General features: G+C 41.8%; 12 protein-coding genes and 1 tRNA gene. 12 read left to right on the top strand and 1 reads right to left on the bottom strand.

The features are described from left to right. Window positions 1–14: 14 nt before the first annotated feature. The 12 genes from ruvB (at window position 15) to IT6_RS03950 (ending at window position 12,483) form a co-directional block, all read left to right on the top strand. Window positions 15–1,031: a Holliday junction branch migration DNA helicase RuvB gene (gene ruvB / locus IT6_RS04005; RefSeq protein WP_206828043.1), complete on the top strand. Its 1,017-nt coding sequence runs from the start codon at window positions 15–17 to the stop codon at window positions 1,029–1,031. An 87-nt stretch (window positions 1,032–1,118) separates the two neighbouring features. After that, window positions 1,119–1,535: a secondary thiamine-phosphate synthase enzyme YjbQ gene (locus IT6_RS04000; protein ID WP_206828034.1), complete on the top strand. Its 417-nt coding sequence runs from the start codon at window positions 1,119–1,121 to the stop codon at window positions 1,533–1,535. 7 nt (window positions 1,536–1,542) lie between these two features. After that, a complete protein-coding gene (locus IT6_RS03995) occupies window positions 1,543–2,112 on the top strand; it encodes a rhodanese-like domain-containing protein (protein ID WP_206828026.1) in 570 nt (189 codons plus the stop codon). 67 nt (window positions 2,113–2,179) lie between these two features. Then, a tRNA-Lys gene (locus IT6_RS03990) sits at window positions 2,180–2,253 on the top strand. Between the two features lie 136 nt (window positions 2,254–2,389). Then, a complete protein-coding gene (locus IT6_RS03985; protein WP_134440666.1) occupies window positions 2,390–3,640 on the top strand; it encodes a class I SAM-dependent methyltransferase in 1,251 nt (416 codons plus the stop codon). A gap of 66 nt (window positions 3,641–3,706) precedes the next feature. Continuing rightward, the gene (locus tag IT6_RS03980; protein ID WP_242524325.1) at window positions 3,707–6,154 is read left to right on the top strand and encodes a glycosyltransferase; all 2,448 of its coding nucleotides are present in this window, start codon (window positions 3,707–3,709) and stop codon (window positions 6,152–6,154) included. 114 nt (window positions 6,155–6,268) lie between these two features. Then, window positions 6,269–7,066 carry a glucose-1-phosphate cytidylyltransferase gene (locus IT6_RS03975; protein ID WP_134440668.1) on the top strand — a complete coding sequence of 266 codons (798 nt, stop codon included), beginning with the start codon at window positions 6,269–6,271 and terminating at the stop codon, window positions 7,064–7,066. A gap of 4 nt (window positions 7,067–7,070) precedes the next feature. Further along, the gene (locus tag IT6_RS03970) at window positions 7,071–8,066 is read left to right on the top strand and encodes an NAD-dependent epimerase/dehydratase family protein (protein ID WP_206828023.1); all 996 of its coding nucleotides are present in this window, start codon (window positions 7,071–7,073) and stop codon (window positions 8,064–8,066) included. 10 nt (window positions 8,067–8,076) lie between these two features. Continuing rightward, window positions 8,077–8,610: a dTDP-4-dehydrorhamnose 3,5-epimerase gene (gene rfbC / locus IT6_RS03965; RefSeq protein WP_206828021.1), complete on the top strand. Its 534-nt coding sequence runs from the start codon at window positions 8,077–8,079 to the stop codon at window positions 8,608–8,610. A gap of 7 nt (window positions 8,611–8,617) precedes the next feature. Beyond that, window positions 8,618–9,550 (top strand): NAD-dependent epimerase/dehydratase family protein, encoded by a 933-nt coding sequence (locus IT6_RS03960; protein ID WP_206828018.1) that lies wholly within the window; start codon window positions 8,618–8,620, stop codon window positions 9,548–9,550. 56 nt (window positions 9,551–9,606) lie between these two features. Beyond that, the gene (lhgO, locus tag IT6_RS03955; protein WP_206828016.1) at window positions 9,607–10,800 is read left to right on the top strand and encodes an L-2-hydroxyglutarate oxidase; all 1,194 of its coding nucleotides are present in this window, start codon (window positions 9,607–9,609) and stop codon (window positions 10,798–10,800) included. Between the two features lie 513 nt (window positions 10,801–11,313). Further along, window positions 11,314–12,483: an RNA-guided endonuclease InsQ/TnpB family protein gene (locus tag IT6_RS03950; protein ID WP_206828014.1), complete on the top strand. Its 1,170-nt coding sequence runs from the start codon at window positions 11,314–11,316 to the stop codon at window positions 12,481–12,483. Window positions 12,484–12,539: 56 nt separating this feature from the next. Here the strand turns inward: IT6_RS03950 and IT6_RS03945 are convergent, their stop codons facing one another. Next, window positions 12,540–13,736: a cation:proton antiporter gene (locus tag IT6_RS03945; protein ID WP_206828012.1), complete on the bottom strand. Its 1,197-nt coding sequence runs from the start codon at window positions 13,734–13,736 to the stop codon at window positions 12,540–12,542. Between the last annotated feature and the right edge of the window lie 221 nt (window positions 13,737–13,957).

Genomic DNA, 13,957 nt, shown 5'->3' with positions numbered 1-13,957 from the left:
TCTGAGAGTTGAAAATGAATCCTAAGATTAAAGATGTACTCGCTGAACCGACAGATAAACTCTTTGAAGAAAGTTTAAGACCTCAAAAACTCGATGAATTTTTAGGGCAGGAAAAAATTAAGGATCGACTCTATATCCTTGTTCAGGCAGCAAGGATTAAGAATGAACCACTTCCTCATCTCCTTTTCAGTGGACCTCCAGGTCTTGGGAAAACGACTTTAGCCCATATCCTCTCCAAGGAAATGAATGCTTCACTTAAGATTACTTCTGGTCCAGCGCTTGACAAGGCGGCTAATTTAGCCGGGATCTTAACTTCATTGGAGTCATTTGACATTCTTTTCATTGATGAGATCCATCGGCTCAGTAGACCTGTAGAAGAATATCTTTATCCGGCGATGGAAGATTACCGGATGGATATTTTAATCGATCAAGGCCCCAATGCCCGAAGCATTAGGCTTAACCTTCCAAAGTTTACTCTAGTGGGTGCGACAACGAGGGTAGGATTACTTACTGAACCCTTAAGAAGCCGATTTGGACTCATTAATCGGCTAGAATATTACAAACTAGAAGATCTTATACGTATTGTCGAGCGTTCAGCTCGCATTTTAGAGATCGATGTGAATGAGCAGGCGGCCAGAGAGGTGGCCAAACGTTCTCGGGGCACGCCCAGGACGGTCAACCATCTTTTGCGGTGGATAAGAGACTATGCTTATGCAAAGGGCTATCAAAGGGTCTCTTTGGATGTAGTTAACAAGGCTTTAGCGATGATCGAAATTGACGAGGATGGATTAGACGAAATGGACAAAAAAATATTGGAAACCATCGTTTATAAGTTTGAAGGTGGCCCTGTGGGACTGCAATCCCTTTCGGTGGCTATAGGTGAAGATCCAGCTACACTCGAAGAGGTCCACGAGCCTTATCTCATTTTAGAAGGCTATTTGAAAAGAACCCCTCAAGGCAGGGTGGTGACAGCCCGGGCTTATGAAAAGTTAAAAGTCAGCCTTCCCCCTAGCCAAGAAGAGTTATTTTGATCTTTTCTTTTTGACTTATTATGATAGGTTGTGTTCAATTATTCTCATCTTATTAAGCCCTTATCTCATCCATTATTTTCTTTTGTCATGAAAAGCTTCAGAGAAGAAATCTGGTTTAATATTCCTTCTCGACGAGCATTTGTACTGCTCACTCCAAAACTTGAAGAATGCGTTCGAAAAAGTGGAATTAAGGAAGGACTCCTTCTCTGTAATGCCATGCATATTACGGCCAGTGTGTTCATCAATGATAATGAAGCGGGGTTGCATGAAGATTTTGAAAAATGGCTTGAGAAACTGGCACCAGAAAAGCCTTATTCCCAGTATAAACACAATGTAGGCGAAGATAACGCTGATGCTCATTTAAAAAGAACGATAATGGGAAGAGAGGTAGTTGTAGCCATAACGGCTGGAAAACTTGATCTGGGCCCATGGGAACAGGTATTTTATGGTGAATTTGATGGGATGAGAAGAAAACGGGTTCTGGTCAAAATTATCGGTGAATGATTTTTTTATGAGCGATAGGAGTTATCCGTTTAAAGGCTCACTTTTTGTCCTGATCTTGGGGCTATTTGTTTCGGGTTGTGCAAGTTCTCTACCACCAGAGCTAACCTGGGATAAGGTTCTGTATGCTATTCGGGAAAAGTTTCCTGATGTGGCTTCGATTTCTACGGATAAATTGGAAAGGTGGATTTCTGTAGGAGAAGAATATGCTCCTGTGCTGCTGGACGTACGTACGGTTGATGAGTTTGAAGTCAGTCACCTTTACCATGCTTGGAGAGTTTCACCCAACGACAAGATACGATTGGGCTACCGTGGATTGAAAAGGGAGCAACCTATAGTGGTTTATGACTCTGTCGGTTTTAGGGCTGCTTCCTTTGCTCGCCGGCTTCAACAAGCGGGCTACTGGCAGGTATGTTATCTCGAAGGCTCTATTTTCAAGTGGGCTAATGAGGGTAGGGCTTTATATAAGGGAGAAAAAAAGGTGACTATGGTTCATCCTTGTGATTCTTATTGGGGGAAGCTTCTCAATCCTGAATATAGAGCTCTTTCCTTGGTGGACCTTGGAGAGCCAGTATATTAGGTATTGAAATTAAAATTCTGGAATTTATATTTTTGCTCGATATTTTCATAGTTTATCAAATGGATAAGCCTCGGTAGCTCAGTTGGTCAGAGCAGGTGACTCTTAATCACTGGGTCGGGGGTTCGAATCCCTCCCGGGGCAGAAAATTTTTCTTTCTCTGCAGGTCCATAAACAAAAAACCTGTATATTGCATAAAAGAAAAAAAGGGGAGGTTAAGATTTTGATTTTTTTTCTTTTTTTTGTCCCAAAAAATAAGAAATGATAGTTACTCTTTTTTATGAACACTCCAAATAATTCCGATTCAGAAGGTCATTTTGATTTTGTATCATTTTCAAATGCGGTTCAGACTCAGTTTGAGGCCTCTCCTTTCCCTTTTGAAGATGAAAAAGTGCTCTCCGACCAAACTTGGAAGATCATTCCACCGAACTGGTTTAATGCTATAGGAAGACCAGGGAAACCCTTTTATGATCGTGGAAAATTTTTGGTTGCGGGTTGTGGAACAGGTAATGAGGCTTTTAATATAGCGAGAGCTTTTCCCAATTTAGAAGTTGTAGCCTTCGATGCTAGCAAAAAAGCAATTGAAATAGCCCATAAATGGCAGAAAGCCTCTGGTATCAACAATATTCATTTTTTGCAAGAAGACCTATTAAACCCAAACTTGTCTCAAAGTGTTGGGTATAATTTTGATTGGATTAGTTGTCATGAAGTTCTTGCCTATGTTTATGACCCTCAGGCCGCTATCATTAACCTAGCTAACTGTCTTTCCCCTGAGGGATGTTTATACATTGGGGTCAAGGGAACTTTTCACCCCACTGTAAGATTAACACCCGCAATATCTCTATTTTCTCTGAAAATGGATAGTCCAGAACAGGTGAAAAGAACACGAGAAGTGCTTTGCGTTTGTGATAACCTCATGGGAATCCCCATTGATAAAGGTATTGGAGCTCAACCTGAGAGCTATTTAAAGACTCATGTTTTTGGTGTTCATCATGATTCTTTCCCCCTGCATACTTGGATAGAAATAATCCACAATGCTGGCCTGCAATATATCAATTCGCTCTACACCTCGATGAGTTTTTTGCAGCTGCAGGACAACCGCTTTTTTGATATTCTGACTGAGCTTGATCTGCCCACCCTCCATTCGTTGATCGATCATTGTAATCCTTCTTTTTTCCATATGATTATTGCCGCCAAGCCTAGAGTTATTCCACCCTTTGCTCCTGCGGATAAAAATGAATTGTTACGCTGGCGCCCCTTGGTGGATTTATGGGATAGATCTAAGGTTCCTGCCGTGCAACCTCCCTACACTCAGGTATTGGATGTAACTTTTGATATTCCTGGTCTTTATAGGCAACTTCCATTGAAACTTTCCTCTTATTTGATCGAGTTTTTGAGGAGATCAGACGGGAGTCGGTCTGTGGCTCAATTGGTTGCGGAAATGGGGATTGAGATTAAACCTGAAGAACTGTTTTCAGCTCTTGCTCGATTCTATTTTACATCTCTTCTGAATTTTCTTCCCCCGCTTTAACTGAAAAAATCGATTGTAGCCTCTTTTCTATGGATTGAATATAGGAGGAAAGGGCTCACATGAAATGTGGGAAAAAAATTTATGGGCTCTGAGTATTCCTATACTTACGTGGTGGAAAATCCGAGTAGACCAGTTTTCTTTTTGAAAAATTCAAAGCTTTATGTATGCGGCTGGTTTTTTGATGCCGAAGGCAAAGCGGCAAAACAGATTAAAATACAAACAAAAAAAGATGTGTTTTTATGCCAGCCTCGGGAGAGAATGGATATTAAAAAAAAATATGAGGAAATTGGATTTTACATTGACTCCAAGTGTGGATTTGATTGTTTCTGTGATCTCAGCCGGGGAATCAAATGGGTGAAGATCTATGCCCTTGTTCTTTCTGGGCAATGGGTTAAACTAGCTGACTTTGTCATCATTGTTCATAAGAAAAAATCCTCCACCGATCAGAGTGTGAATGTTGTCCATAAGCCCAAAGCTTATTCTCAACCCGCAGATAAGAATGTGGAATGGTTAAGGGCTGCTCTTGAACTTTTTATAGAAAACAATAGAACTAGCCTTCTATTCCCTACTTTTGCCGATCCAACTCTTAGCATTGTAATATCGACTAGAAACAGAGCCGAGTTGCTTTATCAGTGCCTACAATCCATCCTAGCTCACGTCTCGATACCCTATGAGTTGATTATCGCGGATAACTCTTCGACAGATTCTACTCCTTTGCTCTTAAAAAAGATTCAGGGGATAAAAACCTTTAGAAACGAAAAAGATCTCGAATATTTACAGAGTGTTAATAAAGCGGCTTCATTAGCTAGGGCAAAATATCTGCTTCTTTTAAACAACGATATCATTCTTAGTCCGCAGAGTATAGACCACTTGCTCAAGACGATGGAAGCTTATCCACGGTGTGGAGCGGTGGGATGCAAATTGGTTAGGCCAGATGGGACTTTACAGGAAGCTGGATCCATCATATGGGCTGATGGCAGTGCTCTAGCCTACGGCAGAAACGATCCTCAACCGATGCGCCCTGAATATTCCTTTATAAGAGAAGTCGATTATTGTTCGGCAGCATGCCTCCTGATACGTAGAGATTTATGGGAAAGGCTTGGGGGTTATGATCCCAGGTATGTGCCGGCATATTACGAGGATAGTGATTTATGTCTTGGCCTATGGTCTTTAGGATACAAAGTTGTCTACCAACCGGCTTCAGTAGTTTTTCACTATGAATTTGGGAGTCGACCTGTTGAAACGGCCATGGCAATGATGGCGAAAAACAAAGAAAAATTCTTTGAAAAATGGAAAGATTGGTTAAAAACTCACCATAGAGCCGATTTTGATGTTTTAAAAGCAAGAGATAGACGCGACCAGCCGTTAGTTCCAGTAAAGGATAAGGAAAGATTAGAAGGTTTTAAAGGTCGGATTTTGTTTTTAGATGACCGTATTCCCCATCCTCGTTTGGGTAGAGGATATGGTAGGTCATTTTCTATTTTACAGATTCTTGAACGATCGGGATACTTCCTTACTTTTTATCCCCTGATTTCTCAAGAGGATTATCCAATAAAAAATGAGCAGCTCTCTTTTATGGAAAAGATTGAACTGATGGTGGGATGGGGTCCAGAAAAGCTCGAAATTTTTTTACAAGAAAGACAAGGTTATTACGATTTTCTATTTGTGAGCCGGATTTATAATTTCAAAACCTTAACAACCATTATCCAAAAAAGACCAGAGCTCTTTGTTCAAAGCCGTATTATTTATGATGCTGAAGCGATTTTTGCCAAGCGAGAAATTTTGAAAAACGCTCTTTATGGGATTAATCAAACTGAGGAGGAGAAATCAAAACTTCTTCAAGAGGAAGTTTCTTTTGGCAGATTTGCTCACCGAATATTGGCTGTATCTTCGAAAGAAGCCCAATATTTTGAAGAGAAAGGCTATAAGGTTCACCTTCTTGGTCATACTCTGGAGTGTCATTTATCTGAAAAAGGGTTTAAAGAGAGAACAGGATTTCTTTTTGTGGGTTATATGGGAGAAAAAGGACCAAATACCGATGGGTTAGCTTGGTTTAAAGGCTATGTTCTTCCAGTTTTGAAGCAGAAAATGCAAGAAAAGCTTGAAGTTTTTGCTGTTGGAGAAACTGCTGAAGATTTTGTGGAGCAAATTGGTCTTTCAGAGATAAAATTTTTGGGACATCTAGAGGATATTCGGCCTTTTTATGAACAGTGTAGGGTGTTTATAGCCCCTACCCGGTATGCTGCCGGCATTCCCATGAAAGTTCATGAAGCCGCTTCATACGGTGTTCCTGTTGTCACCACATCCCTGATTGCTGAACAGCTTTCTTGGAATCATGGAGAAGAGTTGCTCGTAGCGGATAGTCCAGAAGATTTTGCCGAGTGTTGTCTTAAGCTCCATAGCGATGAAACCTTATGGGAAAGCATAAGGGAACAAGCTTTCAATAGAGTAAAAAAAGATTGTGATCCGAAGCGTTTCGAAGAAAATCTTCTTTCGGCTTTAGATTTTTCTTAAACAACATGTTAACCCGCTCTTTATGAAAAAATTTAAGAGTGGTTGAAAAAGAAAGAGTAAAAAATTGACAGCTCCACAACCCTTTTGGTAAATAAACCACTTAACTTAATTCTTATGGACTTAAGTCATATTCCCATTTTTGTATTGTGTGGTGGAATGGGCACTAGACTAAGAGAAGAAACTGAGTTTAGACCTAAGCCCATGGTAACAATAGGGAAACATCCTATTCTTTGGCATATCTTACGGAGCTATTCTCGGTACGGTTTTAAAAGATTTATTCTTTGTTTGGGTTATAAATCCGAAATGATCAAAAGCTATTTTCATAATTTTTTTTCCTTGAACAGTGACTGCACGATTAACCTCTTGAATAACAGGACGATCATTCACGAAAGCATAGAGCCTATCGACTGGGAGATAACGATGGCCTACACGGGAGAAAAATCGATGACAGGCAGTCGCATTGCCCAGGCGGCAAAAAAGTATCTCGGAGAGTCGGAACACTTTGGAGTAACTTATGGGGATGGGCTGACTGATGTAAATCTTGCTGATGAATTTCAATTCCACCTTAAACATCAGAAAATCGGCACTATTTTAGGGGTTAATCCTCCATCGCGGTTTGGTGAGCTTGAGGTTACGGGTGATCAGGTCATGTCTTTCAGGGAAAAACCCGATTTTGAAGATGAGTGGATCAATGGAGGATATTTTTTCTTTAGAAAGCACTTTCTTACTTACCTTTCAGAAGATGAAAATTGTGTACTAGAAAGAGCCCCTCTTTTTAATTTGGCAAAGGATGGTCAATTGATGGTTTACAAACACAAGGGATTTTGGGCTTGTATGGACACTCAGAGGGATAGAGATACCCTCGTAAAAATGGTAGAAGATGGAAACACCCCATGGTTAACTAAAAAGTAAAGAGATGAAAAAAATTTTGGTTACAGGCAGTAAAGGTTACATTGGAGTACATCTGGTTGCCTTATGCAAAGCCCACGGGTTTCATGTTACGGGATGTGATATCGGTTATTTTGAAGGCTGTGAATGGGATCCGTATGTCCCTGCCGATGTCGAATGGGAAAAGGATTTTTTATCGATAACTGAAAATGAGCTTGAAGGTTTTGATGCTATTTGTCATCTTGCCGCTATATCTAATGATCCCATGGGAGAACTGGATGAGAACTTGACCTACTTGGTTAATAGGGAAGGAGCGATAAGTCTTGCCCAAAAAGCTAAAAGAGCTGGAGTACCTCTTTTTCTTTTTGCAGGGAGTTGTTCAGTTTATGGGAAAGCCGGTTCACTGGATTTGGATGAGACTGCCTCTTTTAATCCCGTTTCAGCCTATGCCCGTTCCAAGGTTGAAGCGGAAAGAGAAATTTCCAAGCTTTCCTCTTCTTCCTTTTCCCCTGTTTTTTTAAGAAACGCCACCGCCTTTGGGTATTCACCTATGCTTAGAATAGATCTTGTAGCCAACAACCTGCTTTCGTGTGCTCTTGCTACAAAGCAGATACGGGTAATGAGTGATGGGACTCCTTGGAGGCCCCTTGTCCATTGCAAAGATATAGCCAGAGCCTTTATTGCCCTCATTCAAGCTCCCCGGCAAATCGTTCATAACCAGCCAATCAATATCGGGAGCAATGAAGATAATTATCAGGTAAGACAGATTGTAGACAAGGTAAAAAGCTTGGTTCCTGAAGCCGAAGTGGTTTATACAGGGGAAGTGGGTGCCGATCCAAGAAATTACCGAGTTTCTTTTAATAAGCTTTCGAAGCTACTTCCGGACTTTAAACTTGAATATTCGCTAGAAAGCGGACTGGAGGAGCTTTATAGGATCATGAGAGAAAAAAAATTCTCAAAAGAAGATTTTCAGTCCGATAAGTTTGTTCGACTCAGAAGATTAAAACAAAAGTTACAGAAATAGCTTTTAGAATATGAAATTTACGCCGCTTCCTCTTGATGGAGCTTACTTAATAGATCTTGAAAAAAAAGAGGACTCGAGGGGTTTTTTTGCTCGAGTCTTTTGTAGAAGGGAGTACAAAGCTCATGGGTTAGATCCAGATATTGCACAGATCAATACTTCTTTAAGTTTGAAAAGAGGAACATTACGTGGGCTTCATTACCAAGTTTTTCCAAAGGCTGAAACCAAAGTGATCCGTTGTCTTCGAGGAGCTCTTTGGGATGTAATTGTCGATTTACGTCCAGACTCTAAAACCTATCTCTGTCATTACAGCTGTGAACTTAACGAAGAAAATCGGCGGATGCTTTATGTGCCCAAGGGCTTTGCCCATGGATTTTTGACCTTAGAAGACAACACGGAAGCCTATTACTTGGTTGGAGAATATTATTCTCCGGAACATGAGAGGGGAATACGTTATAACGATCCGGCTTTGAATATTCCATGGCCTTTTGAACCTCTAGTTATTTCTGAAAAAGATAGAAATTATCCCGATTTGAAGAAGGGATAAGGGTTTAATGAAAATTCTCTTTACCGGGGGAAGTTCTTTTACGGGTTATTGGTTTTGTCATAGCCTTCTTGAAAAAGGGCACAAGGTGGTTGGGTTGTTAACTCAAAAAAGGACAAGCTATGAGGGGATAAAAAAAGAAAGAATAGAAAAACTTTCTTCCTTTATGGAATTTATCGAAGAGGCTCCTTTTGGTTCGGAAAGGATGCTTAACCTTTTCAAAAACAACTCATTTGATGTCCTCTGTCACCATGGAGCTCATGTAAAGGACTATAAGAGCGAGCAGTTTGATTGGCTTTATGCTTTGGAAACGAACACAAAGAATATCAAGGAAGTGTTTCATCTTTCTAAAGAGCAAGGACTTGGAGCGATTATTTTAACGGGTTCAGTCTTTGAGCAAAATGAGGGGATAGGCAACATGCCTTTGAAGGCGTTTTCTCCTTATGGACTTTCTAAGGGATTGACTTCTGAAGTTTTTCGTTACTATGCAGAGCGTTATGGTATTCCTTTGGGTAAGTTTGTTATTCCTAACCCTTTTGGGATGTTTGAGGAAAAAAGGTTTACTTTTTATTTAATTTCCAATTGGAAAAGAGAAAATATCCCCGTGGTTCAAACTCCAAACTATATTAGGGATAACATTCCTTGCGATCTTCTGGCAAGCTGTTACTGTCGGTTTGTAGAAACTGTTTTTGTACAAAGAAAAGCCTTTTATAGGTCAAATCCAAGCTGTTTTATCGAACCACAAGGAACTTTTGCTTTAAGACTCTCCAAAGAAGTAAGCAAAAGAACAGGATTAAGTTGTCCTGTAGAACTCAAAGAACAAAAGTCCTATACTGAGCCAATAGTGCGGGTCAATACCGAGCCTGCAATTTTTGAAGTTCCCAATTGGTCAGAAGAACGGTTTTGGGATGATTACGTGGCCTATGCTCTTGAAAATTATTGAGCCGTTCTTAAAACCTAAAACCTTGATATGTAATTTTGCTCTAAACAAAAAGTTAAATGGAAGAAAGCGAGCTTATTATTATTGGTGGCGGGATTATTGGGCTGGCTTTAGCCTATAAGTTGCTCTGTTCCAGAAAGTGTAGTTCACTTCTTGTTTTAGAAAAGGAAAAAGAAGTAGGTAGCCATCAAAGTAGCCATAACAGCGGTGTGCTTCATGCCGGACTCTATTATTCTCCAGGAAGTTTAAAGGCTAAACTGGCTGTCGAGGGAATTAGACAAATGGTTTCTTTTTGTAAAGAAAATGGCATAACCTACGAGATTTGTGGAAAATTAGTTGTGGCTACAGAAGAACGGGAACTTTCTGAACTCTATCGGCTCAAAAAGCAGGGAGAAGATAATGGACTATCGGGATTGCGTATCCTGGAGCCCCAAGAAATAAAAAAAATTGAACCCTATGCACGGGGTTTAGCGGCAATTTGGGTTCCCGAAGAGGGTATAGTGGACTATTTGCAGGTATGTCGGCAACTTGCGGCAAAAATAAAAACCATGAAGGGAAGAATACTTAAGGCAATGCCTGTAACAGCCATTGAAAGAAAAGGAAAATTTTGGGAGATAAAAACTATAGGCCAAAACTTTTTAACTCCAAACTTAATTAATTGCGCGGGTCTGCAGTCTGACAGGATATGCAAAATGGCCATGGGGAGTTGTCCTGTTCGCATTGTTCCTTTCAGAGGAGAATACTTTGAACTCAAGCAGCAAAGAAATTACCTGGTCAGGAATTTGATCTATCCTGTTCCCGATCCCCGATTCCCTTTTTTAGGAGTCCACTTGACTCGAATGATTAATGGTAAAGTGGAAGCGGGTCCCAATGCGGTTCTTTCTTTTGCTAGAGAAGGTTATGAGCAAGGGAGTTTTAATTGGAGGGATACAGTTGATTCACTCTTTTATCCCGGATTGTGGAACTTTTTAAAGAGATACCCTATTGCGGCTTGGGAAGAATGGAAAAGATCAGCCAACAAAACCCTTTTTTGCCAAGCAGTCCAAAGGCTTGTTCCCGAAATAAAAGAAAATGACCTGGTTAAAGGAGCCGTCGGTATACGCGCACAAGCCCTTTTCCCAGATGGAAGACTCGTAAGTGACTTTCTCTTTGTTAAAGAAGAAGGTATTCTTCATCTTCTTAATGCCCCAAGTCCAGGGGCAACAGCATCCCTTGCGATTGCAGATGAAATTATAAAAACACTTGAGCTCTAACTAAAGAGAGAACTTCGGGAAAACCGGTCCTTTGATTCTTTGTTAATTTTTCAACCATGTTGCTTCATTTTTCCTTCTCTAACCCTTGCTAAAGCCTAAGAAGATTTATGAAGAAAGAATGCTTTGGAAATCTCAAAGGATCAGGTTATGAAGCTTTTGATAATGCCTAAAAGCAATTTTTGGTACTGGTTAGATTTCAGTAGTCGAAATTTTAGTCAATTCGATTCTAAAGTTACCAAGATCAGTTAAACTGTCTTTTTAAAGTGATGGTGGTGTTCTTTATTTCAACTTTGTGAAAATAAAAACATTTACTTTTCTATTACAATATTTTTTTAAAGGGAGAAAAAAAGAAGAAGAACGAAAATGACCCGGTGCGCGACAAGCCCCACCCTTCAGGGCGGGGAAGGATAGCGCGGCGGCGTGAGACGGCTTGGGTTTTAGTGTGGCGTCTGCTGCTGCTCGATGTACGAATATTGTTGTCATCGCTCATAGACCAAGAGTATAATTCATGGCGTGCAGCGCCTCCAAGTCTTCAAATACGAACTGATGCCCGGCGGCCGGCAGCAGCGGCAGATGCGCCGCTTCGCTGGCTCGTGCCGGTTCGTCTACAACAAGGCGCTGGCGTTGCAGAAAGAGCGCCACGAGCGCGGAGAAAAGAAGCTCGGCTACGCCGGGCTGTGCAAGCTTCTCACAGAGTGGCGTCACAGCGTTGAAACGCAGTGGCTAGCCGAAGCGCCTGTGCATCCGCTGCAACAGACTTTCAAGGATTTGGAGCGGGCTTACGCCAACTTCTTCGCCAAGCGGGCCGACTTCCCGCGCTTCAAGAAGAAAGGCCGGTCCGACAGCTTCCGCTATCCTGACCCGAAGCAGATCAAGCTGGAGCAGCACAACAGCCGCGAAGTACTTGGTGCGCTCAAAAACGTCACTGTGAGTCAGTCTGGTGGCAAGTGGTTCATTAGCATCCAAACCGAGCGCGAGGTTGAGCAACCCATTCCGCAAGGTGGCGCAGTAGGTATCGACATGGGCGTGGCGCGGTTTGCCACGCTTTCGGATGGCACGTTCTACGCGCCGCTCCGTTGTTTCAAGCGGCATGAAACGGCCTTGCGCAAAGCGCAGCAGTCATTGAGCCGCAAGGTTAGGTTCAGCAACAACTGGAGGAAAGCAAAGGCAAGAGTTGGGCGCATCCACGCACGCATCGGCAACGCCCGCCGTGATTTTCTGCACAAGACCTCGACCGCGATCAGCAAAAACCACGCTGTAGTCTTCGTCGAGGACTTGCAGGTACGGAACATGTCCAAGTCGGCGGCAGGCACAACCGAGGCACCGGGCAGAAACGATCGGGCCAAGTCTGGCCTGAACAAGTCCATCCTTGATCAAGGCTGGTTCGAGTTCCGCCGCCAACTGGATTACAAGCTGGCATGGCGAGGTGGTTGGCTGGTCGTAGTGCCGCCGCAGAACACAAGCCGCACCTGTCCGGCTTGCGGCCATGTGTCGGCGGACAATCGCCAGACGCAAGCTCAGTTTGCGTGTGTGGAATGCGGATGTGAGGAACACGCCGATCTAGTCGGCGCGATCAATGTTTTAAGGGCGGGACACGCCTGGATGGCCTGTGGATCGAACCGCAGTGGCGGTCGGAAGCAGGAACCCACCGAAGCGACTACGCAAGGAGCAATCCGTGCGTAGCGCCGTAGGAATCTCCAGCCTTCAGGCCGGGGAGGATGTCAAAAGAATCCCCTTCTTTAGCCTTCTTCTTCGTATTCTCCGAGTTCTTTTTTAAGAACAACTTCTTTTTCTTTCTCTTTTAAAATTTCGTGCCTGGGAAGTATAATCCCTGCAAGATAAACCGGAATAAGTGTGCTGAAAAGGGTAGCCAAGGTAATTAAAGAATAGGTTTCTCTATCCAGGATTTTGGTTTGAATCCCGTAATGGGCAGCAATCAACCCAAATGTTAAACCCCCACTGGTTAAAAGTGAACCGTAAAGACTTTCTTTAATGGGGTGTTTTTCAAGGAGCAAGTAGGGGAAAACTCCAAAAATTTTGAAACTCGTTTTGACTAGGGTAAGGAGCAATATAGGTATAAAACCAATAAGGAGCATGTGAAAAGAGATATGAAAACCACTTTTCATGAAGAAAAAAGGGGTAAGAATACTGTAAGCTACAGCTCTTAGTCTTCGGCGAAGAAGTTGTTCTTGAGAAAAAGCGTTGGCAGCAAGAATCCCTAAAATAAAAGCGGGAAGGACAGGTTCGGTCTTAGCCATGGATGCTAAAAATCCAAGGAAAGTGAGCATGAAGAAAATAAATTTTATTTCAGGTTCGCTAACTGGGCTTTTCTTTAGAAAAGAAAGCAGAGAACGAAGAGATTTGGGGAAAAACCATAATATGATGAGCGCTAAAAGACCAAAGAGCAGAGAAAAAAAACTCCAGTGCGTGAAAAAAAGTCCTAAAGTAAGGACTGATCCAAAATCAGTAATAAAACAGCTCGACAAAAGGGTTTTGCCCAAAGAAGAATTTTCTATTCCTCTTTCTAGAAGCGAGGTATAGACGATAGCGATTGAGGTAGTACCTAAGGCTATACCGGCAATGATAGACCGAGCTAGGGGCCAGTGAAAGAAAACATGGGTGAATAACGAAATGGCAAAGAAAGGGAGAAAAAAAGAAAAGATCCCTGAAAGAAGACTTTTTTTCCATGTTTGTTTGAAAAACTCGGGTTCAATCTCCGTTCCGGCAATAAAGCATAACATCGTGGCTCCGAGCTTAGACAAAAAATTCATCCATTCGGTGGGATTAGAAAGATCTAGAAAATGACTTAGGCCCGCTCCTACGAGAATTTCGGCAATAGCTACAGGGAATTTAAATCTCAGGGCGAGCAACGCTGCCGAAAAAGCTCCTCCCATCCATAAAGAAATAAAAAACCAAGGATTCTCTAGAATATTCATGAAATGTAATGAATAAAACGACTGGAAGGAGAAAGAAGTTTCTATTGCCGATATTTTATGCGTTAGAATCCCTCGATCAAAGAGATTGAAAATTGATTAGATTGTTCTTACTGGATATAATATTTTATGAAAAATTGGGAGTCAGATTATATTCTTTACTGAATCTCCTTCTTCTCTTCTAGCTTAAACAAATAACAACTAAAAAAGTGGATTACATGTCT

Origin of the sequence: Methylacidiphilum caldifontis (assembly GCF_017310505.1) — a bacterium.
GTDB lineage: Bacteria > Verrucomicrobiota > Verrucomicrobiia > Methylacidiphilales > Methylacidiphilaceae > Methylacidiphilum > Methylacidiphilum caldifontis.
Note: the sequence above shows the minus strand (reverse complement) of the source record. Positions and strands in the feature narration are given on the sequence as shown.

Coding starts and splice junctions, on each gene's coding strand:
- ruvB (WP_206828043.1), top strand. CDS start 15: ATGAATCCTAAGATTAAAGATGTACTCGCTGAACCGACAGATAAACTC.
- IT6_RS04000 (WP_206828034.1), top strand. CDS start 1,119: ATGAAAAGCTTCAGAGAAGAAATCTGGTTTAATATTCCTTCTCGACGA.
- IT6_RS03995 (WP_206828026.1), top strand. CDS start 1,543: ATGAGCGATAGGAGTTATCCGTTTAAAGGCTCACTTTTTGTCCTGATC.
- IT6_RS03985 (WP_134440666.1), top strand. CDS start 2,390: ATGAACACTCCAAATAATTCCGATTCAGAAGGTCATTTTGATTTTGTA.
- IT6_RS03975 (WP_134440668.1), top strand. CDS start 6,269: ATGGACTTAAGTCATATTCCCATTTTTGTATTGTGTGGTGGAATGGGC.
- IT6_RS03970 (WP_206828023.1), top strand. CDS start 7,071: ATGAAAAAAATTTTGGTTACAGGCAGTAAAGGTTACATTGGAGTACAT.
- rfbC (WP_206828021.1), top strand. CDS start 8,077: ATGAAATTTACGCCGCTTCCTCTTGATGGAGCTTACTTAATAGATCTT.
- IT6_RS03960 (WP_206828018.1), top strand. CDS start 8,618: ATGAAAATTCTCTTTACCGGGGGAAGTTCTTTTACGGGTTATTGGTTT.
- lhgO (WP_206828016.1), top strand. CDS start 9,607: ATGGAAGAAAGCGAGCTTATTATTATTGGTGGCGGGATTATTGGGCTG.
- IT6_RS03945 (WP_206828012.1), bottom strand. CDS start 13,736: ATGAATATTCTAGAGAATCCTTGGTTTTTTATTTCTTTATGGATGGGA.